The following is a 20,991-nucleotide window of genomic DNA, read 5'->3' on the forward strand; positions in this document are numbered from 1 at the left end:
GTAGTTAAAATGCTATGGTCTAAGCCCAACGTCTATATGTCAAAAATAAAGAAAGGTTTGTTAATAAGTTAAAGTGTTTAGACGATAGTCGGTTAATTTTTACTAAAAGGAGTTAACTCGTGGTCAAGAGAAATCAGTTATCTATCCTAGCGATAAGCTTAATGACAGCAAGCCCTGCACTTTTAGCAGAAACATTTAACGTAGATAGCCATATCCAAGAAGTTATTGTCTATCCAGAGCAAGCGTATTTAACAAGACAGGCAAAAATTCATTTACCGGTAGGTGAGCACCGTCTAGTTTTTTCTAATTTATCTGAGCAAGTTGAAAGCCAATCCTTGCAATTTAAAGCAAATGGCTCTGCGCCTTTAACCCTCATTGGTGTGGAAGAACAACAAATAGAAAAGGATAAAATTAAGAGCGAGTCTTTAGAAAAAATCAAAACTCGACTAAAAGAAGCAGAACAAGCAAAACAAAAAGTTATCGATCAAATAAGAGTGTTGGATGGTCAATTAGAGCTTATTAGTCAATTACAAAAAAATATTGCCTCTTCTGAAAGGCCATTTAATCTAGAAGAAGTAAAACAAGTACAACAATTTTCACGTCAATCTCAAGCACAGTTATTAGAGGAGCAATTAGGTCTGAGTGATAAACTTTCTGAGCAAGATAAATTAATTGCGGAAATTAACAATGAGCTAGAGAAAGAAAAAGAAAAACAATTTGGTCGTAATAAACAAGTGGTTGTTAGAGTCAGAGCGAGTAAAGAAGGTGACTATACTTTAGGATTAAACTATATTAACTATGGCGTTAGTTGGGTGCCTAGCTATCAATTATTTTTTGATAGCAATGCAAAGAAAATTCAGCTGAAATATACGGCTAATATCACGCAAAATACCAATGAGGACTGGGAAAATGTCAACGTTAAACTATCTACTGGTCGCCCCGTTCAGGTTGGTGAAGTACCAGAGGTAAGTCCTTGGTTTATTGATTATTATCAGCCACCAATGAGAACAAAACGTATGGTGACAAACAAAGGAATTGCAGGATCTCAAGCAATGGAAGCTACCGTGATGGCTGCAGCACCAGCGCAAGAAGAGGCGGCTGGTGTCGTCTCTGATGCGGCAATCGTTCAGGATAATCAGCTGGCGGTGACTTTTGAAATTAAACATAAAATTAATTTATTAAGCAAAGAAGAAAGCCAAGCCATTGAGATGCAAACTAGCAATCAGGATGTAGAAGTGGTGTATGCTTACTATCCGCAGCAACAAGACAAAGTATTAGTCACAGTAAAAGGAGAAAATAAATCAGAATATCCTCTTTTGGCAGGTGAGTTGCAAACGTATTTTGATGGTCAGTTTGTTGGGCAAGGAAGTTTACCTACCATTTATACGGGGCAAAAATTTACCCAATTAGTTGGCGAAGATCAAAAAGTTGTTGTTAAAAAATCACCACTTAAACGACTAGAAGAAACAAGTGGTGTGATTAATAAAACGAAAAAGCTTAAATTTGTAGAGGAAGTAACGTTGACTAATTCACATCCAGAAGCGATTGAATTAGTGATTAATGAGCGTATTCCTAGTTCAAGACAAAAAGATATTATTGTTACTTTACAAAGTCCTAATAGTAACGATATAAAAATGGATCAATTTGGTCGATACCAACAAACGATTAAATTAGGTCCTAAAGTAGACCAAGTAGTTAAAAAAGAATTTACTATTGAGTATCCAGCAGATAAAAATATCAATACAAATTAAATTTTTGTTAAGAAATGGGTTTTAAGCTATTGAAAATTTGTGTTTAAACTGTTAAAAAAATAAAAATTAGTTATAATGGTTACTCTATCGGATTGATAATTAATATGATTTTAAATGAAATATTAGTTATCTAATTATTATGAAAATTAACGCGCAGTCAAGGCGTGCTACAGGGATTTTAAGATGAAATTAACTCGTTTAGCTTTAGTAATGTCGGCTGGATTTGTTCTTAGTGCTTGCGGAAACTTAAGTAAAGTTTCTTCTGAAGGAACGGCAGATGTTTCTGATTTAGTTTGGCCTAAATTAAGTGCAGCACAATTTAATCATAGCGGTACTCAAGAGGGGTCATGGCCTAATTGGGATAATGTTCGTCTAATTGAACGTGGCATGAATAAAGACCAACTTTATAACTTAATCGGTCGCCCACACTTTGCAGAAGGTTTTGGAACACGTGAATGGAATTATGCCTTTAATTATCGTGAAAATGGTGAGTTAAAGGTTTGCCAATACAAGATTCTGTTCGATAAAGATATGAATGCACAAAGCTTCTTCTGGTATCCAAATGGATGTAATGGCAATGCAAACTATACATTAGGCGATACGTTATTTGATTTTGATAAAGATTACCTTACAACAGAAGGTCAAGCTGTTGTGCAAAATGTGGCTCAAGAGTTAACAAAAAATGGGGCAAAATCTGTTGTAGTGACTGGTTATACTGATCGCTTAGGGTCTGAAAGCTATAATCTTGACTTATCTAAACGTCGTGCGGCTACAGTAGGACAAGCACTTAAAGATAATGGTGTAACGGCTTCAATTGAAACAGTTGGTATGGGTAAGGCTCACCAAATCAAAGCATGTTCAAATGAGACAGGTCAAGCATTACGTGATTGCTTAAAACCAAACCGTCGTGTTGAAGTAAAAGCGAATGGTACAACACCAGTCACTGGTGCTGCAGGTAAAGAAGGACCATCAGCTTTATACGATAAATCTTATCCTCAACCACCAAAACGCTAAGATTGTAGTTTATTAGTAGTTTAAATTTTTAGTTATAGTAAAAATCGAATTGCCCCTCATTAGCAGAAAACTAATGGGGGGCAATTTTTTTAAGAGTTATTATTTTTTAAATTTATTCGCCTAGAGATAGAGGGCGATGCTAGTATTCATAAGCTGTATTATTTTCTCTTTATCTATTATTGAACTAGAAATTATTTTTAATAATATATTACAATATCAAAAATGATAATGAATATCATTTGTGTTTTTATAAAATTTTAAAGAAATTATATGTTACAACGTTTTAATTTATCATCAGTCGTAGTGGCTTCTGCATTAGTTGTTGGTATGGTAGGTTCTCTCCATGCTGCACCCGTTGAAATTACCGATTTAGCTGATCGTAAAGTGACAGTAGATGTGCCTGTTAAGCGTGCTGTTGTTGGCTTTTATTATCAAGACTATTTAGCTATTGCGGGTAAAGATGAGCTAAATAATGTCGTAGGGTTTTCTAAAGCTGTATGGACAGATTGGGCACCAGCAAGCTGGAAAGCATTCAGTGCAGCATTGCCTAAGCTTAATAGCATCGAAGACGTGGGTGAGGTAGAAGTAGGTACATTCTCTATTGAAAAAGTATTATCGCTTAAACCTGATGTCTTAGTATTAGCTAAATGGCAATATGATGCACTAGGTTCAGACTTAGAGCCTTTAGAAGCGGCTAAAATTCCAGTTGTTGTGTTAGATTACAATGCTCAAACAGTACCTGCCCATGTGAAAAGTACAGAAATTATTGGTACATTAACGGGTAACGAAAAACAGGCTAAAGAATTAGCGAATGAGTATGAGGCTGTTGCCAAAGATATTCAAATTCGCGTTGAAAAAGCTAACTTGCCAAAACCAAAAGTATATGTTGAATTTGGTAATAAAGGCCCTGCAGAATATGGTGTAAGCTTTGGTAAGAGTATGTGGGGATCAATGGTTACACTTGTGGGTGGCGATAATATTGCTAAGGATGCTGTAGAGTATTATGCGGCAGTTAACCCAGAGCTTGTCTTAGCGGCTAAGCCTGATGTTGTGATTATTAGTGGACGTGAAACAGAGCTTAAGAAAAATCCTCAAGCAATGGTCATGGTTTTGACATTGAAAAAGCAGAGGCGACTAAGCGCCTAGATGGTTATAAACAGCGCACTGGCTGGGCTGAGTTGCCAGCTATCAAAAACAATCGTTTATATGGTGCTTACCATGCAAACTCTCGTACCCTTTCTGATAGCGCATCTATTCAGTTTGTCGCTAAAGCTATTTATCCTGAGTTATTTGCTGATTTAGATCCTACAAAAACTTATTTGGATTTTTATAAGAAATATTTACCCGTGACACCAGAAGGAATATTCTATTTAGCACCAGAAGGTAAATAGATATATGAATGAATCGGTTGTTGTCGCCGATATTGTAAAGAACCAGCGTTTACTTGAGCGTAAACGCTGGTTTGTACTGTTGGCTTTTTTTCTTATATGTATGGTAGGGCTAGTGCTAGATATTGCCACTGGTCCATCTATGTTGCCGATTAGTGAGGTAGTAAAAGCATTAATTGGTCATGAAACGAGTGATGCTATTAGCAAGGTGATTGTTTATGATTTACGATTGCCGATGGCATTAATGGCGCTAATCGTCGGTGCTGCTCTAGGTGTTGGTGGAGCAGAAATTCAGACATTATTAAATAACCCGATGGCAAGTCCTTATACTTTAGGCTTGGCGGCCGCAGCAGGGTTAGGTGCTTCTTTTGTGATCGCCTTTGGTGGATTTGGCTTGCCACAAGCATTTGCCGTACCCATGGGCGCATTCGTGATGACGATGATTGCGTCGGGTATTTTGTTTCTATTTGCCTCTATTAAGCGGTTTACGTCATCAATGTTAGTGTTGGTAGGTATTGCGCTATTGTTCTTATTCCAATCAGTGCTGTCATTGATTCAGTTTATCGCTGCCCCAGAAATTTCTCAACAAATTTTATTTTGGTTATTTGGTAGTCTTACTAAAGCCACATGGAATAGTTTATTTATTACCACTGTCGTAACAACTATCTGTGTATTTTTCTTATCAAAAGACATGTGGAAACTGACCGCCTTACGTCTGGGAGAAGAAAGAGCGAAAAGTCTAGGAATTAATTTGCAATGGCTGAGGTTTAAAACATTGGTTTTTGTGGCCTTAATGACGGCGACAGCGATTAGTTTTGTGGGGGTGATTGGGTTTATTGGTTTAGTAGCTCCTCATGTTGCGCGTATGCTACTTGGTGAAGATCAGCGTTTCTTCTTGCCTGGAGCGATGATCGCCGGAGCTGCTTTCTTATCCATTGCCTCTGTTTTGTCTAAGGTCATTATTCCGGGTGCGTTGTTCCCTGTGGGTATTGTCACCTCATTTGTAGGTGTCCCATTCTTTTTCTGGATTATCTTAACGAAGCGCTAGGGAATCAACATGCTAATATTAAACAATATTTCAATTTCTCGTGGTGACTTAGTTATTGCTGATAAGGCTAATTTGAGACTTGAAAAAGGGAAAACTTATACAATTTTAGGTCCCAATGGTGCAGGTAAATCAACATTATTAAAAACAATCTTTGGGGAAGTTCCTTTCAAGGGAGATATCCATTATTTGGATATGCCACTGTCATTGAAACATTTGCTTAAATGGCGTAAACCTATTGGCTATATGCCGCAAGATACGGTAGTAGAAGCTTCTTTAACGGTATTAGAGGTAGTGCTGCTGGGACGTTTAGATGCCTTACATATGCATGTGGGGGATGAGTTATTAACAGAAGCCGCGAAAATGTTAGATATGCTCGGGATTGCGCATCTCGCGCATCGTGATGTTATGCGCTTAAGTGGCGGGCAGCGGCAATTAGTCATGTTTGCGCAAGTCCTGCTTCGTCAGCCAGAAATCTTGTTATTGGATGAGCCTGTGAGTGCATTAGATATGCATCATCAACTTAACTTATTAGAACATGTGTGTGCTTATACTAAAGCAAATCATGTTATTACCGTCATGATATTGCATGATTTAAGTCTAGCAGCACAATTTTCTGATGAAATCATTCTATTAGGCAAGAATAATGTCCAAGCACAAGGACACGCCGAAGAGGTATTAACAGCAAAGATTATTAGCGATTTATATAACGTTGATATTGAAATTTTGAAGGATAGCCTTGGATTACCTGTTATCCGTCCTATGCGTAAATTAACTTGACAAGGAAAATATATAATGCTTAAGAAATTATTAGTTATCGGTTTAATGGCAGCTTCAGCTCATACGATAGGGTTTGCTGCGAATCATGAAATTAAAATGCTTGACAATGGTACTGATGGCTCTATAGTATTTGAGCCCTGGTTTTGTCAAGGCAGAGGTGGGTGATACGGTTACGTTTATTCCTACCAATAAAGGCCATTGGACACAAAGTCGTGTAGTGCCTGAAGGTGCGGAGAAATTCTTGTCAGAAGAGGATAAAGAGTTTACGGTTAAACTAACGAATGAAGGCGTATATGTATATGTATGCCCTCCACATCGTATGATGAATATGAGTGGTATTATTCAGGTAGGTAAAGCGACCAATAAAGAGCAAGCGGAAAAAATGGTTGTAGAACTTGAAAAACGTGCAAATGATAATAAAGGTCGCTTAGCCAAATACTTTGAACAGGTAAAATAGGTAGTTGGTTGTTAACTAGTGTTTTGAGTGTATAGGTTTTAGGTTAATCTGTATTATTGATTTTTTCAGTTTTATACTTACAATCTATCCATCACCTAATCATTAATGTTTTTCAATAAAACAATATAAGGCATAGAAACAATAGGTTTTATGCCTTTTTTGTTAAAGGAATATCAAAATAAAATGAAAAAGTTATTAGTAGCGACATGCACTGACTGGCCAAATCTCCCTGCGAATGTATTACCTATGGTTAATTTATTAGAGGAAAAAGGTATAAAGGTGACAGTGTCCCCGTGGCAGTCTAGCGTAGCCGCCGATTATATATTGCCATTATGTACATGGGATTATGCACAAACACCGATGGCTTTTTCAGAATGGTTAGCAGATATGAATAAGCATGGTTGCCAAACCGTCAACCCTGTAACGCTGATGCAATGGAATATGCATAAGTCCTATTTACAAGAGATTGCTAGTTGGGGGATTGATGTTATTCCTACGCAAGTTATGCCTCAAATCAATGCAGAAAAACTGCGAGAATTAGCGCTATCTATTTATCAGCAAACACAACAGCATATTGTTGTACTTAAACCGTTAATAGGACAAAGTGGGCAATCCGTTCAAAAATGGGATTGCTTGTCGTCAGAGCTACCTCATTTAGAGGGCTATCAGAACGGCTTGGTAATACAGCCTTACATACAAGCTATTGAACACTATGGTGAAACGAGTTTGATTTATTTTAATGGCGTGTTTAGTCATGCTGTAAAACGTCAGCCACCGGCAGGTGAGTGGCGTGCTAATTCAGCGTATGGTGTACAAATACATACCGTAGTGCCGAGTCAACAAGCCTTAGATCTCGCAACCGCTTTACTAGATAAATTACCTCATACACCTATTTATGCAAGGGTAGATGGTACGGATATATTGGCAGATAATCGATTCTTGCTTAACGAATTAGAAGTCATAGAGCCAGCTTTATATCTTCACACGAATCAACTAGCGAGTGAGCGTTTTGCGAATGTATTGCTTGAGATGATGGGAGTGAGTAAGAATAAAAATTACTGATAAATTCAGATGTATGACTGTCGTTAGATGCCTATCTAACATATTGCAGTACGTAAAAAAACGTTAAACGGAGACAGTTTCCGTTTAACGTTATAAAAAACTATATTTTAATTGATAGCTAATTAATCATCACCGCCAACAATACCAAAGATTTGTAAAAGACTTACAAAAATATTGTAAATGTTCAGGTATAAAGATAATGTTGCTGAGATGTAGTTAGTTTCCCCACCATTCACAATGCGTTGTACATCGAACAAAATAAATAGTGAAAAGATGATAGTACCAGCGGTAGCAATAGCTAGACTTAGTGCTGGAATTTGGAAAAAGATATTAGCTAAAGAGGCTAATATCAGAACGATAACACCAATAAATAATGTCTTACCTAAAAAGCTAAAATCACGTTTTGTTGTAGAGGCAATTGTTGCCATAACCGCAAAAATTATCGCCGTACTTCCAAACGCTAGGGCAATAATAGATGCACCATTCCCTAGTGACATTATTACGCCTAAAATACGTGAAAGCATAATACCCATAAAGAAGGTAAATAGCATAAGAAAGCCAATACCTGCGGCACTATGTTTGTTTTTTTCGATAAGGAACATTAAACCAAAAGCACCCACAAAGAAAATTAATGTACTAGCTAATGGACTCATGCTAGCGAATAAGTTGAAATTCAACGCTAGAATAGCACCAAGTACCGTTGGAATTAGCGAAATAGCTAATAAAATATAAGTGCTTCGTAAAACTTTATTACGAATGGTTATGCTAGTGTTAGCATGACTTGGCATAGAAAAATTGTCAGAATGTTGCATAAAAACTCCGATATTTAAAAAATAGGGGACTTGCATTCATTTTAACGTAGTTAAGACTTTTTACAAGATAGTTCACGACAAATAAATAAAATAAGTATTTCAATGAATTTAACTAAATAATCAATAGTGTTGAAGCAGATTACAAAAAGATACCAATAGTGTTTAGTGTTATTTCACAATTATTTGAAAAGTATATTTATTATTTAGAGCTGATGGAAACGCACTTCATGCCCTGATTGCTTGTAATGTTGAATACGTAGCTTCGCTAATTGTTTATCCTCAGGGTGATTTGAGACAATTTCTAAAACCTTATCGAATACCTCAAAAAAAGGTGGGCATGCTATATCAAGGTTTAGTAGCCAAGGCTTAGTGTCCTCTAAAAAATAGTCAAGAATATTTTCTGGAATTTCCGTTGCTACTTTAATCAAGGTAGGAATACCTTCTTTTTCAGATAGCTGATAATGATAAGGAGAAGTGGGGGATAAACGCAGTAGGACTTAACCCCCCATAGATACTGGCTAAATGCCTCTAATCGTTTTAAGTCAGAGCAGAAAATCAGCAAAGGGCGGCCAGCCAAAAATTGTTTATACACAGTTTGGCTAGCTTGTTTTAGACGATGATCTGCTCCGTGAGCAACTTCAATACGGCTCATATTTATTTATTCAATAAAAATTCAACTAATAAAGGCACAGGACGACCACTGGCTCCCTTATTAGCACCACTAGTCCATGCTGTACCGGCAATGTCTAGGTGTGCCCATGAATATTTTTGAGTAAATTTTGCCAAGAAAGAGGCAGCCGTAATAGAGCCACCGGCAGGTGAACTAGCAATGTTTGCCATATCGGCAAAATTACTTTTTAATCGTTCGGAATAAGCCTCTCCTAAAGGCATTAACCAAGCTGTATCTTGTGCTTTCTTGCCTGAGGCTAGTAATTCTTCAGCTAACGCATCATCATTAGCAAAAAGACCAGTGTGAATATGGCCGAGAGAAACAATAATAGCACCAGTTAATGTGGCTACATCAATAACCGCTTCAGGGTTGAAACGTTCCGCATAGGTTAACGCATCACATAAAATTAGGCGTCCCTCTGCATCGGTATTTAAAATTTCAATGGTTTGACCAGACATACTTGTCACAATATCACCCGGTTTTGTAGCATGACCGCTAGGCATATTTTCTGTTGCTGGTACAAGTGCAATCACTGGGCGATTTAATCCAAGCTCGGCCACTGTTCTGATAACGCCAAATACGGTTGCGGCACCACACATATCATATTTCATTTCATCCATGTTTAAACCAGGTTTTAATGAAATACCACCTGTATCAAAGGTTACGCCTTTACCAACAAGTACGATAGGTTTTTGTTTAGCGTGTTTTTTAGACTCTGGTTGATATTGCAATACGATAAAGCGAGGATCTTGATTTGAACCAGCAGCTACTGATAAGAAAGAGCCCATTTTTAGTGCTTCTATTTGTTTTTTCTCTAACACTTCAGCAGATACTGTTTTATAGTTTTTTGCCAATGCTTTTGCTTGTTGGCCTAAATAGGTTGGCGTACAAATATTTGAGGGTAAATTACCTAATTCTCGGGTAAGGTTCATACCGTTAGCAATAGCTTGCCCTTGCGCTAAACCTAAGGCTACATCTTTATCAGTATCTTTATTAGTCGTGAAAACTAATTTTTTAATCGCAAAAGCAGTTAGCTTATCACTAAACGTTGCTGTGTACTCATAGGTAGCTAACGTTGCTGCACGTGCTGCAAAACGAGCAGCCTCCAATGAGTTAATTGTTTGATTTTCTGATAAGAAAGTAATTACCCCTTCTGATAGACTACTTTCTTTTAAATACTCGACGATAGCAGCTTGTGCTTTCATTAGATTATTCGCGTTATAATGGTCTTTTTTACCAAGACCAACGAGAACAACGCGCTCTGCAGCGATATTGTCTAACTCTCTTAAGACTAGTAGTTGACCTATTTTTGCTTTGAACTCTTTGGCAAGAATTTTTTTGATTTTACCCGCTGTATCAAGTTGTGCGGCAACGTCGCCTAAAAGACCATCTTCATAAACCCCTACAAAAAGAGCAGGAGTTTTTATTTGTTCAAAAGTACGATTGGATTGTGTGGTAAATTGCATTTTAAAACCTCTTTATTTAGATAATAGTATTATTACCCAAGTTTAATTATGTCGCTATTCAAACGCTCAGTTGTTGCTGAAATACTAAGTCATGCGGGTGTTGTTTTTTCAACATTGATTGTCGTATGGCTTAGTGTTTTGTTGGTGAGACTACTTGGACAAGCAGCTGAAGGCATTATCGGTGCGGATATTGTTGTTGCTATTTCTGCCTTTTCAAGTATTACGGCATTGCCCATTATCCTTATTGTTTCACTATTTATTGCTATTTTAACGACTATTTCTAGAAATTACCGTGAACAAGAAATGTTTGTATGGTTTTCTAGTGGTATTTCGTTATTAAATTGGATTCGCCCAGTGTTAAGAGTAGGGCTACCAGTCGCCATTTTAATTGCTATTTTGACAGTGGTGAGTTCTCCTTGGGCATATCGCCAAATTGAAGAATATCGCCAGCGCTATGCACAACGTTCAGATTTGTCTAAAGTGACGATGGGACAATTCTTGGAAACAGCTCAAGGTCAGAAAGTATTCTTTATAGAACCGTCTTCTAATCCTGATTATGAAACGGGTAAGGTATTTGCTCGTGATATGACTAAAAAGGGTGTGATTAGTATTATTAATGCAGATCATGCCAAGTTTAGTCGAAATGAAGAGACGGGTGAACGTTTTATTGAGTTGGAAAAAGGGAGTCGTTATGATGCGACGTTGAATTCACCAGAGTTCAAAATATCCACGTTTGATCATTTGAAAATGCGTATTGAAAATGAAGAAAAAAATGTCTGAGAGCCAGATTAGAGCCAGCTCTTTAAACCAACTCAAGGCAAGACCGTTGGAGAAGCTTATTGCAGATAATAATAAAAAAAGTGACTCACAATTAATGTGGCGTTTTTCCTTACCTTTAGCAGCATTAAACTTAGCCTTATTAGCTATTCCATTAGGAGCTGTTAATCCTCGTCTAGGTAAATCGGGGAACGTCATTGTAGCAGCTATTGTTGGGCTGTTATATATGAACATTCTCAATATGATGCGAGGTTGGATTGCCGCAGGAAAGATTGGTCTATGGACAGGATTAGTGTCTGTTAATGGCGGTGTATTATTGCTCGTTATATTTTTATTTTGGTGGAAAATGAGAGTTAAAGCACCCAAAAAACGACCAGTAGCATTACAAAAAGCTTAGTTGTTGATAAGTGGCGTGATCCTCGCGAATATAGCGAAAAATTAATGTTCCTTCATAGTTTTTTCGTTTGCCAACTTCAACTGTTAGTTGCCAGGTAGGAATGACTGCTTGGCTCTCTAATTGCTTAATAAAGTCATTCAATTCACCAGTTTGACGTAGATGGTGAATATAAAGTTCCTGAGCACTCCACAATAAACCCTCGTCAGGTCCTGTTTTTTGTTCATCCACAGTAAAGCCTGCATAACGTATAGCGTAGCCATTTTTTATTTTGTCACAGGACGGCACCATTACTTCAGCATTAAGCAATTGCTCTAGTGCTAATTTTGACGGACGAATACTTGGTGTTTTTGATTGTCCCGCACGCAAGGTGAGGAGTTCATCACACAAGGTCATAATATCTTGGGGATTGACCAAAGCTAAAAATTTATTATAAGAAGACCAGCTGCGGTCAGTTTCAGCTTGTTTGGCGCCATCACGTAATAATTTGATTTGCTCGGTATTCATAAGAGGTGAGTCTGAAAAACGAGCTCTATTTTACCAGATTATTATTACTAGGGATTTCCATAGGTTAAGAAGATTCTTTGATTTTTATTAAAGACTTATTGTAATTTACCAGTATGATTAAAAAATATTCGCTCTTTTATTTTCTTTTTAATTTATCGAATATCTTTCTATAAGGAGGGTTATATGGCAGACTTTGATACTGATTTAACGCAAAATGCGGCAAATTTTATTCCTCTTACGCCTGTGGATTTTATTCGTCGTGCGGCAGAGGTATATGGTCATCGACAAGCGATTGTACATGGTGATTTGCGTCAGACATGGAGACAAACTTATGATCGTTGTCGTCAATTAGCTGCGGCACTAAGACAACGAGGCATCAAGCGTAATTCTACAGTTGCTGTACTTCTATATAATACTCCCGCCATGGTTGAGGCACACTTTGGTGTGCCTATGTCTGGTGGCGTGCTTTGTTCGCTAAATGTACGATTAGATACAGAAGCGTTAATTTTTTGTTTACAGCATGGAGAAGCTGAAATTTTACTTGCAGATAGTGAATTTGCTCCCCATATTCCTCAGATAAAAAAAGCATGTCCTAATCTGACAATTATTCAAGTAAACGATAATCTAGGTCCGACAGATGTCGAAGATTTCTCTGATATCACTTACGAAGATTTATTGAATGAAGCGCAGGATTTAACGAATTGGGTGATGCCAGAAAATGAATGGGATGCGATTGCACTTAACTATACGTCTGGCACCACGGGCAATCCTAAGGGAGTTGTGTATCATCACCGAGGGGCTGCGTTAAATGCTATTTCACAAATTCTTGAGTGGGATATGCCTAAGTTCCCTAATTATTTATGGACATTGCCATTATTTCATTGTAATGGTTGGTGCATGGCATGGGCAATTGCAGCACGTGCTGGGGTTAATGTATGCTTAAGAAAGTTTGAACCTAAACTATGTTTTGATTTAATTCGCCAACATCATGTGACACATTATTGTGCAGCACCTGTGGTACACGCGGCATTAGCGAATGCACCAGAGGCGTTGAAAGCTGGTATTAATCACCAAGTTAAAGGTCAAGTGGCTGGAGCTGCTCCGCCAGAAGCTATTTTGGCAAATATGGAAAAAATGGGATTTGATATTAGCCATGTATATGGATTAACGGAAGTTTACGGTCCTTCAGCGGTATGTGCTGAACAAGAAGAATGGGCTGACTTGCCTGTATCAGAAAGAGCTGCCTTAAAAGCACGTCAAGGTGTACGTTATCATTTACAAGGTGATGTGGATGTACTAGATCCTGTTACGATGGAGCCTGTTAAAGCTGACGGTCAAACGTTTGGTGAAATTATGTTCCGTGGCAATATTGTCATGAAAGGATATTTGAAAAATAAAAAAACGACGGATGAGTCATTTGCGGGGGGATGGTACCATACAGGTGATTTGGCGGTAAAATATCCTGATGGCTATGTCCAAATTAAAGATCGTTCAAAAGATATTATTATTTCGGGTGGGGAAAATATTTCTTCACTGGAAGTTGAAGATGTTATCTATAAATTCCCTGGTGTGGCTACTTGTGCCGTCGTTGCCCTAAATGATGAAAAGTGGGGTGAAGTACCTGTCGCGTTTATTGAGCTTAAAGATGATGCCCCTCCAGTGACGGAAGAGGAAATCATTGAATACTGCCGTGAACATATGGCAAAATTCAAAGCACCTAAAAAGGTTGTTTTTGGCGAGTTACACAAAACAGCGACTGGTAAAATTCAGAAATTTGAATTACGTAAACAAGCGTCTGAGTTATTTGGTAGTTAATATTTTTATCTTGAGACTAAGAGTTGGATAATATTATCTGACTCTTAGACCTATATTGATGTTTAATGTATAGCGCATAAGATTTGATCAGAGTGCTTAAGGAAATTAGCAGACATATTAGCGCGATATAATAAACAGCTAAGGGGTTACTGATCATTTTTTTTATTAATGCAATAGCACTACCAGTGAATAAAATAATAAAGAAAGGATAATATTTTGGATTAGCTATCCATGACCATATATGATATTTTTGATTGGTCAAAATCCCAAGGGCCGCACAAAAATAGCCAATCGTACAGCCGATCAAGACATCAAGAGGATAATGAGCTCCTATTGCAACTCTTGATAGTGCTAAACCTAGCCCAATGATGATAAATATAATAAACCACGTAAGTTTATTGGTAAGGTTTTTAGGGCGAAGAGCAAATACCAATACAAATAATGTTGTCGCTATAGTTATTGAGTGTCCAGAGGGTAGGCTATTAAAACCTTTATAGACTTCGCCAATAACAACAAACTCTTCTTGACTAAACATTTGTGCAGGTCGTGGCATCTCGAAAAGGCGTTTCAGACCGTTAGATAAAATTGCAGAGCAAATTGAAGCTGATGCTAGAGCCTCCCATATTTTAGGTAAATACACAAGCACCAGACTTAATAGAGAGAAAGCAATTAACACATTACCTAGCTGCGTTAAGTTATATTGCAACTGAGGAAATTGGGAGAGCTTTGCATTTAAATACAAGAAAATAGGTTTTTGAAGCTCAGCATATTTTACTGGTGAAAAGCGTGGTAGTGAAATAGAACACCTATTACGAGACATAGTATAAGAATAGGTGGTATGAGAGAGTAACTATTGAGGGTATTTAAATTATGGGCGATTTTATTTGCCAATAATGGAGTAGTTGAAGGCGAAAGGTTTTTTTTCCCATAAAAAAACATGGCTATTCCCCAATAGTCATTTGAAAAAGATTAAAAATATGGTTTGAAGCTTTTTTGCTCTTTATATTTCTTATGCACAAAAAGTAATAGTATTAGTAGTGCTAATTTTTTGATGTAATATTAAACGAATTTATGATGAAATACCACTCATTTAAGGGATATGAGTAATTTTTAAATGTCATCTAATGAGATTTAACCATAATTATGTATGTAGTTGTTCATACGAGATATTTTAGAGCTGCTTAATTTTTTCTGCAGAAAGTCCGGTGACTTTTTGGATAAGTGTTATGTCCATCCCCTCTGTTTTGAGGCTCTTCGCTACTTGAGTTAAGCCTTCAAGTTTACCTTCAGCCATTCCACTTGTATAGCGTTCATCTAATGCAATAAGGTGATTCCAATGGTATTTATTACGGCGAATAAAGTCCTCAAACTCTTGCGCCGTCATTTGAGCAGTATTGGCTTTTTGAAAGATTTCTCTAAAGGTCTTATCAAGCGTTAGTGATTCAGGCATGGTCTCTATTTCTCCGAGGTAGTTAATAAGATAAAGCCAAGCATCTAGGCGACTATGCTGATAGTCTAACTGATTTTTTTTTAATTTTTGGGAGTTCCAGAAAAATAAGATTGAGTTTTGAGCTAATAGCCGTTCCTGTATCTAAATCATTCAGTCTGGCATGACTAATAAAGCTGTCTTTCTCAAAATAGATAAAGTTAACAAATGAAATCACATAGACTGGCTCAAGTGGCTTATGCCAATTGCTCTGAGTATTGAGTTGCTTATTCATGGACGTTATCCCATAGGCAAGGGCACGGTCAATATAGTGTGGCTGCTTGATATTTTGCATTTCGATGATCAGATGTGTGTTATCGCTGGTGGTGCAATAGATATCAAAGATAACATTACGATTGTCTAATTGCTCACCGATTTGTTCGGTATTGTTAAAGGTCAGGTCGATAATGGGCGGCTCTTTGCCTTGCAGAATGGCATTGAGGAGGTCAATCAACAAAGGCTTGTGTTTTTCTTGACCGAACATCCATTTAAAGACCCAATCCGTTTTAAGACTAAGGATAGGCGGTAGAGAGGGAATAGGTGTAGTGATATTTTCTGATGTATTGGGTGTGATAATTTGAGTAGTTGATGTTGTCTTACTCGTGGTTGTAAATAGAGAATTATCTAAAGAAGATGAAGGTATTTTGTCAGTCATAAGTGTGAGTTTCTATTGGATAACAAAGAATAAAAAATTATTTATTTATGCTAAAGTGAATAGTACTGACTGACAATTAGACAAAAATATCCGTAGAGGAAGATTATGTGATGAATGACAGAGCTTGTTAAAGGAAGAACGTTTTTTATAAGTCTTTATATTAATGATAGATAAAATATTCTATCAGAATATTGTTGTCTAAGAGTTATTTTTTGTTTTTGAGTATTTATTCTCACAATGAAACAATAAAATTACGTAACTATTAGACAAAACAAGAGGCTTTAAAAGATGTGCTGCGTAATATTTTCATCTAATGGCAATAACTATCCTAGCGTTAGTTATCTTTTTCAAATCTCATTTATAATCGTATCAATTGTAACTATGTTGACCGATTATGACTGTTTTTACGCCCTTATCTCTTACTGAGTTATCGTCATTACCTCCCACGCAGACAACCCTTATTACCGCTAATAATCGTCTAGCGATGTTTATGAAAAAGCTGTTATTGCAACAGCGGGCGGCTGATGTGAAGGTGATTAGTCTACCTACGATTATGCCTTATAAAGCATGGTTTCAGCAGTTAGCAACGACGTTAAATTTTCAGCAAGTGGAGATGCCTATTGTGCTTAATGAGATGGCACAGCAATGGTATTGGCGACAAGCATTACAAACGGCATTAAAAAATAGTGATGAGCCTTTGGTGAATATGGCAGCGGCAGCGGTCTCCTTGAATCAGGCACATAGTTTGGAGACAGAATGGGGGATTGAGGTTAGGGCGGATGAGGTCAATCCTGAATATACAGCGTTTTGTGAATGGCGTCAGCAATATCAACAGTTATTGGCGGCATTGCCTGCGTGGGATACGCCTGTTTTGGCAACACAGCTGCAGCAAGCGATTCAAGAGGGTAAATTAAAAGCACCTGCACATATTGTATTGTTAGGTTTTTATAGTTTAAGTGCGTATCAACAGCGTCTGCTCGAAGTGTGTATTGCTAATGGAAGCAAGGTTTATCAATTAGTATTACATCGTGAAAAGGCTCAATCGATAGAGGTATATCGTGCCGAGGATTCGTATCAAGAAATGTTATCAGCATTGATGTGGGCAGCACAGTATATTCAACGCAATCCTACGCATAAAGTCGCTTTAGTCGTGCCAGACTTACAGCATTCCGCCCCGCAACTTCGGCGCTTGCTCACGCTGATGTTTAAGGATACGGTATTGGATCAGCAGTGGCATATAGCGGTAGGGCGACCGTTAAGTGAATGGGGATTGGTACGTTCTGTGCTAGCGTGGTTCCGACTATTAGTACGTTTTCAACAAGGTGCAGTGGTGCTGGCGGATGTGGGTAATGCTTTGTTAAATGCAGAGTTTGCGTTTGACTCGTATTATCGTGAACGGTTGGCAATGTGGGATTGTACCTTGCGTTCTGGTACATCGGTAAAATTATCGTACAACGCTTTTTCTGATGAGTTATCAAAAATTCATCCTAGTCATGCTCAGGCTTTTCAAACGAGTATCGATACATGGTCTATGAAAAAAAGAACCTGTGCAGAGTGGGTGCAGGTGTATCAAGAGACCTTAAAATCCTTTTCTTTTCCGAGTGGTTTCTCATTAAATAGTATTAATTATCAGCTTTGTCAGGCATTTGAACAAGCGATGAAAGCCTTTTCTGTGTTAGATGAAATGCTACCTGCGTTGGGTGCAGATGAAGCCTTATCGTTATTTGAGCAACACCTTGGGCAAACTATGTTCCAAGGACAGCGCCCAGCTAATGTCGTACTCGATATCGTGGGGTTATATGAAATAGAGGGAGGGCAATGGGATGCTGTGTGGGTATCGGGGTTAACGGATAATGTGCTACCTCAAATTTCCAATCCTAATCCCTATTTGCCTATACGCAGTCAGCGTAGAGCACATGTGATGCATGCAACGCCAGAAAGTGAAATGGCATGGGCAACACAAGTTTTTGAGGCGATATTGCATAGTGCACCCTTAGTCGTATTTAGTTATCCGAGTCTCAAAGGTGAAGAAATTTTACGTCACAGTAGTTTTTTAAGCCCTTATCTAGCGACACAAAAAAAACTTGCCAATACAGCATATTAAGTCTGCTCAAGACGTTGTGTTAGAAAAAATAATAGATGATTGTGGCTTGCCGATGCAAGGGCATGTTGAGGGTGGATATCACACCTTAGAGAAGCAATCCATCAATCCACTATGGGCATATGCTGTGCTGCGGTTACAGCTAGAAACGCTACCTGATTATCCTGAGACTGAATTGACATCTCTAGTAAAAGGTAATTTTTTACATAAGGTGATGGAGTTGTTTTATTTTACAGGGTGTCACCAAAGTAAGCTTCAAGATAAAGAATGGGTTACTCAGCAGTTACAGCAAGCCTTAGAGACGGCAGGTCAGACAGAATTATCACATCTAAGCTCTCCGACATTAAGAGCATTAACGATAGAGCGTGCTCGTGATCTTGTCTTGCAATTAATTGACTATGATGCCGAAAAGCGTTTGCCATTTAAGATTAGGGAAACGGAAAGACGTTATATGTTGGAAGAAGAGGGATTGCACTTTACCTTCAAAGTGGATCGTATTGATGAAAATGAGAAAGAGCATTTGATTTTTATTGATTACAAAACAGGAAGTTTGGAATCTGCGTCAGAATACAAAAAGCACTGGTTGGATCGTGAGCGCTTAAAAAATCTGCAATTACCTTTATATGCATCGCTGTTAAAGATTGCTCCTGCGGCTGATGTAGATGGGGTGGCATTTAGTAGTCTCTCTCGGCAAAAAGAATATTATGTGGGCCTCTGGCAAAATCTTTATGCTCATAATCAAAATGACAGAGCATTGATTAACGCTGAGCAGTGGATAGAAATCACAGACAAATGGCAGTCTACGTTATTGTTGTTATTCCAAGAAATAGCAAGAGGTGAGGCTAAAAATCGCTACTTGGACGTCGATGATATGAGGCATTGTAATGTGTTGCCATTTTTAAGATTACATGAGACAGAGGAGGAATAATATGACGAAGCAAGCGACTGACCATATCGCACGGAGGCAAGCGGTTAATCCTCATCATTCTTATATTGTGCAAGCACCAGCAGGATCGGGGAAAACGGAATTATTGACGGATAGAATTTTGTCCTTATTAGCGATTGTCAATAGACCCGAAGATATTTTGGCAATTACCTTTACGCGTAAGGCAGCGGCTGAGATGAAAGATCGTGTGATGAAAAAGCTAGAACAAGCGCGATCAAATGAACAGCCTGTACCTGAACACCAACAAGACTCAAGAGAAAAAGCATTGGCTGTGTTACAGAGAGATAGTGAGCTTAATTGGTCTTTGCTAGATAATCCAAGCCGTTTACGTATTCAGACGATAGACTCTTTTGCTCAATCCTTAGTCAGAATGACACCGAGCTTATCTGGTGCCGGGGCAGGGTTAAGTCCTCAAGAGTCGGCAGAGTCATTGCATCGAAAAGCGGTACAAAAAACATTTTCACAATTAGATTCTCAAGAGAATGTGCGTGTGGTGTTATCCCATCTTGATGTAGAGGTGGAAAAATTCCATTCTTTATTAGTTCTGATGTTAGATAAACGGCAAGGTTGGATATCATTAGCACAAGAACCAGCACTAGCGTTAACAAAGATGATGGAGACGCTTAACAATATTATTGAGCAAAATCTCAAGCGCTTAGATACCTTGCTACCAGTGGGGTGGTTTTCTTATTTATCGCCTATTTTGCCTGAGGCGGCTCAGACCCTACATCAATATTTACTGGATAAAGGTAAAGATCCAAAAGAGAATCCATTAAAAATTTTTAAGCAATGGTCTGGAGAGCCGTTTACGCATAGCATTGACGATATCGAAAAATGGCAGGCATTATGCTTTTTCTTGGCGACGGATAAGGGACCTATTCGGAGAGATTTGAGGGTTACAAGTGGTATCGCACCGACAGCTCCGTTTAAAAAGGGCTTGGTAGAGTGGTTTGAAACTTTAGACGAGCGTTTGGTCGATGTAATCAGTGATGTTAAAAGCTTGCCAACACAATTAATTGATGCTGAAAATATTACCTTATTCCAACATTTTTTTGAGTGCTTATTGCAATGTGAACATAACTTGCAAAAAGTATTTCAAGAGGAAGGGGTGGTTGATTTTACAGAAATCTCACAACGCGCGTTGCGTGCGTTAGGTAGCCAAGAAGCTCCAACAGAGATGTTATTAAAAATCGATGCAGATTTAAAGCATATTCTGATTGATGAATTTCAAGATACAAGTTTTGCACAAAAAGAGTTATTAGATCTCATTACTTCAGGATGGTCTGTGGGTGATGGTCGTACCTTATTTTTAGTTGGCGATCCCATGCAATCCATCTATCGTTTTCGCAATGCGGAAGTGAGTTTATTTCTGACATTAGCTGAAAAAGCCGCCAAAAATACAGGACTTCCTGAGGCAGAAAAACAAGTAGTATTGGGTAATGTGGTGATGGACTTACTGCACTTAAAAGAAAATTTCCGCTCAGATGCTGGTGTAGTGGATTGGGTGAATCATATGTTTAAACAGGTGTTCCCCTCTGACAATCAGCCATCGCTAGGGGCAATTAGCTATACGGATTCACATCCCTTTAAACCCGCAAAGGAGGCAAATGCAGTTCAGTATTATCCATTTAACTTCACCAAACAAAGTGGAGATGAAGGTAAAGAACAAGCATTAAAGCAGGCGGTGTATAAAGCCGTAGCGTTGGTGCAAAATGTATTGGAGCAAAATAAAGCGTCTGAGAAAGAAAAGAACGGTGGCTGTATTAGTGCGTTCGCGTTAACAAGCAGTTTAGAAGGGTTGGACAGAAGCCTTGAACCAAGCCAATATCCCTGTTCAAGCGGTAAAATGGTGCCATTAGCACAGA

20 protein-coding genes and 1 pseudogene are annotated in these 20,991 nt (G+C 38.1%); 14 read left to right on the forward strand and 7 right to left on the reverse strand.

Annotation, left to right across the window (positions count from 1 at the left end):
• Positions 1-119: 119 nt before the first annotated feature.
• From V757_RS16825 to V757_RS16855, 9 genes are all read left to right on the forward strand, one after another.
• Positions 120-1,751, forward strand: a complete 1,632-nt coding sequence (locus tag V757_RS16825; RefSeq protein WP_031274040.1) for a mucoidy inhibitor MuiA family protein — start codon at positions 120-122, stop codon at positions 1,749-1,751.
• A 183-nt stretch (positions 1,752-1,934) separates the two neighbouring features.
• The gene (locus tag V757_RS16830) at positions 1,935-2,765 is read left to right on the forward strand and encodes an OmpA family protein (protein ID WP_023949167.1); all 831 of its coding nucleotides are present in this window, start codon (positions 1,935-1,937) and stop codon (positions 2,763-2,765) included.
• A gap of 270 nt (positions 2,766-3,035) precedes the next feature.
• Complete coding sequence (locus V757_RS16835) at positions 3,036-3,911, forward strand: ABC transporter substrate-binding protein (protein WP_218118024.1); 876 nt, start codon at positions 3,036-3,038, stop codon at positions 3,909-3,911.
• Between the two features lie 32 nt (positions 3,912-3,943).
• Entirely contained in the window at positions 3,944-4,156 is a 213-nt protein-coding gene (locus V757_RS28810; protein ID WP_218118023.1) for a hypothetical protein, read from the forward strand.
• A gap of 4 nt (positions 4,157-4,160) precedes the next feature.
• Complete coding sequence (locus tag V757_RS16840; RefSeq protein WP_023949168.1) at positions 4,161-5,201, forward strand: FecCD family ABC transporter permease; 1,041 nt, start codon at positions 4,161-4,163, stop codon at positions 5,199-5,201.
• A 9-nt stretch (positions 5,202-5,210) separates the two neighbouring features.
• Positions 5,211-5,978 carry an ABC transporter ATP-binding protein gene (locus V757_RS16845; protein ID WP_023949169.1) on the forward strand — a complete coding sequence of 256 codons (768 nt, stop codon included), beginning with the start codon at positions 5,211-5,213 and terminating at the stop codon, positions 5,976-5,978.
• A 15-nt stretch (positions 5,979-5,993) separates the two neighbouring features.
• A complete protein-coding gene (locus V757_RS28815; RefSeq protein WP_218184466.1) occupies positions 5,994-6,143 on the forward strand; it encodes a hypothetical protein in 150 nt (49 codons plus the stop codon).
• On the forward strand, positions 6,109-6,435 hold the full coding sequence (locus V757_RS16850; RefSeq protein WP_218184467.1) for a plastocyanin/azurin family copper-binding protein: 327 nt from the start codon (positions 6,109-6,111) through the stop codon (positions 6,433-6,435). Before V757_RS28815 ends, V757_RS16850 begins: the two co-directional genes overlap by 35 nt.
• Before the next feature lie 183 nt (positions 6,436-6,618).
• Positions 6,619-7,497: an ATP-grasp domain-containing protein gene (locus tag V757_RS16855; RefSeq protein ID WP_023949170.1), complete on the forward strand. Its 879-nt coding sequence runs from the start codon at positions 6,619-6,621 to the stop codon at positions 7,495-7,497.
• A gap of 122 nt (positions 7,498-7,619) precedes the next feature.
• Here the strand turns inward: V757_RS16855 and V757_RS16860 are convergent, their stop codons facing one another.
• The 3 genes from V757_RS16860 to V757_RS16875 all read right to left on the reverse strand — a co-directional run bounded on the left by V757_RS16860 (position 7,620) and on the right by V757_RS16875 (position 10,445).
• Entirely contained in the window at positions 7,620-8,309 is a 690-nt protein-coding gene (locus V757_RS16860) for a Bax inhibitor-1/YccA family protein (protein ID WP_023949171.1), read from the reverse strand.
• A 203-nt stretch (positions 8,310-8,512) separates the two neighbouring features.
• Positions 8,513-8,737 carry a DNA polymerase III subunit chi gene (locus V757_RS16865; protein WP_031274045.1) on the reverse strand — a complete coding sequence of 75 codons (225 nt, stop codon included), beginning with the start codon at positions 8,735-8,737 and terminating at the stop codon, positions 8,513-8,515.
• A 226-nt stretch (positions 8,738-8,963) separates the two neighbouring features.
• On the reverse strand, positions 8,964-10,445 hold the full coding sequence (locus tag V757_RS16875; protein WP_023949172.1) for a leucyl aminopeptidase: 1,482 nt from the start codon (positions 10,443-10,445) through the stop codon (positions 8,964-8,966).
• A 48-nt stretch (positions 10,446-10,493) separates the two neighbouring features.
• Here V757_RS16875 and lptF point away from each other — a divergent pair.
• A pseudogene (lptF, locus tag V757_RS16880) lies at positions 10,494-11,619 on the forward strand (LPS export ABC transporter permease LptF).
• On the opposite strand, the gene V757_RS16885 reads toward lptF, so the two are convergent.
• Complete coding sequence (locus tag V757_RS16885; protein WP_023949173.1) at positions 11,605-12,123, reverse strand: hypothetical protein; 519 nt, start codon at positions 12,121-12,123, stop codon at positions 11,605-11,607. The pseudogene lptF and the gene V757_RS16885 sit on opposite strands and share 15 nt — an antisense overlap.
• 183 nt (positions 12,124-12,306) lie before the next feature.
• Between V757_RS16885 and V757_RS16890 the strand changes: the two genes are divergently transcribed.
• Positions 12,307-13,938, forward strand: a complete 1,632-nt coding sequence (locus tag V757_RS16890; protein WP_023949174.1) for an acyl-CoA synthetase — start codon at positions 12,307-12,309, stop codon at positions 13,936-13,938.
• Positions 13,939-13,954: 16 nt separating this feature from the next.
• On the opposite strand, the gene V757_RS16895 is transcribed toward V757_RS16890, so the two are convergent.
• From V757_RS16895 to V757_RS16905, 3 genes are all read right to left on the reverse strand, one after another.
• Positions 13,955-14,758, reverse strand: coding sequence for a phosphatase PAP2 family protein (locus tag V757_RS16895; protein WP_052019186.1), 804 nt, complete (start codon positions 14,756-14,758; stop codon positions 13,955-13,957).
• Positions 14,759-15,109: 351 nt separating this feature from the next.
• Complete coding sequence (locus V757_RS16900) at positions 15,110-15,388, reverse strand: hypothetical protein (protein ID WP_023949175.1); 279 nt, start codon at positions 15,386-15,388, stop codon at positions 15,110-15,112.
• 52 nt (positions 15,389-15,440) lie between these two features.
• Positions 15,441-16,079, reverse strand: a complete 639-nt coding sequence (locus V757_RS16905; RefSeq protein WP_023949176.1) for an Rpn family recombination-promoting nuclease/putative transposase — start codon at positions 16,077-16,079, stop codon at positions 15,441-15,443.
• 394 nt (positions 16,080-16,473) lie between these two features.
• Here V757_RS16905 and V757_RS16910 point away from each other — a divergent pair, with 394 nt between their 5' ends.
• The 3 genes from V757_RS16910 to V757_RS16920 all read left to right on the forward strand — a co-directional run.
• Positions 16,474-18,183 carry a hypothetical protein gene (locus tag V757_RS16910; RefSeq protein WP_031274049.1) on the forward strand — a complete coding sequence of 570 codons (1,710 nt, stop codon included), beginning with the start codon at positions 16,474-16,476 and terminating at the stop codon, positions 18,181-18,183.
• The gene (locus V757_RS16915; RefSeq protein WP_147628814.1) at positions 18,164-19,108 is read left to right on the forward strand and encodes a PD-(D/E)XK nuclease family protein; all 945 of its coding nucleotides are present in this window, start codon (positions 18,164-18,166) and stop codon (positions 19,106-19,108) included. Before V757_RS16910 ends, V757_RS16915 begins: the two co-directional genes overlap by 20 nt.
• 1 nt (position 19,109) lies before the next feature.
• Positions 19,110-20,991, forward strand: a 1,882-nt coding sequence (locus V757_RS16920) for a UvrD-helicase domain-containing protein (protein ID WP_023949182.1), incomplete at its 3' end; no start/stop codon positions are given.

Source organism: Pelistega indica (assembly GCF_000506865.1).
Classification (GTDB): domain Bacteria; phylum Pseudomonadota; class Gammaproteobacteria; order Burkholderiales; family Burkholderiaceae_B; genus Taylorella; species Taylorella indica.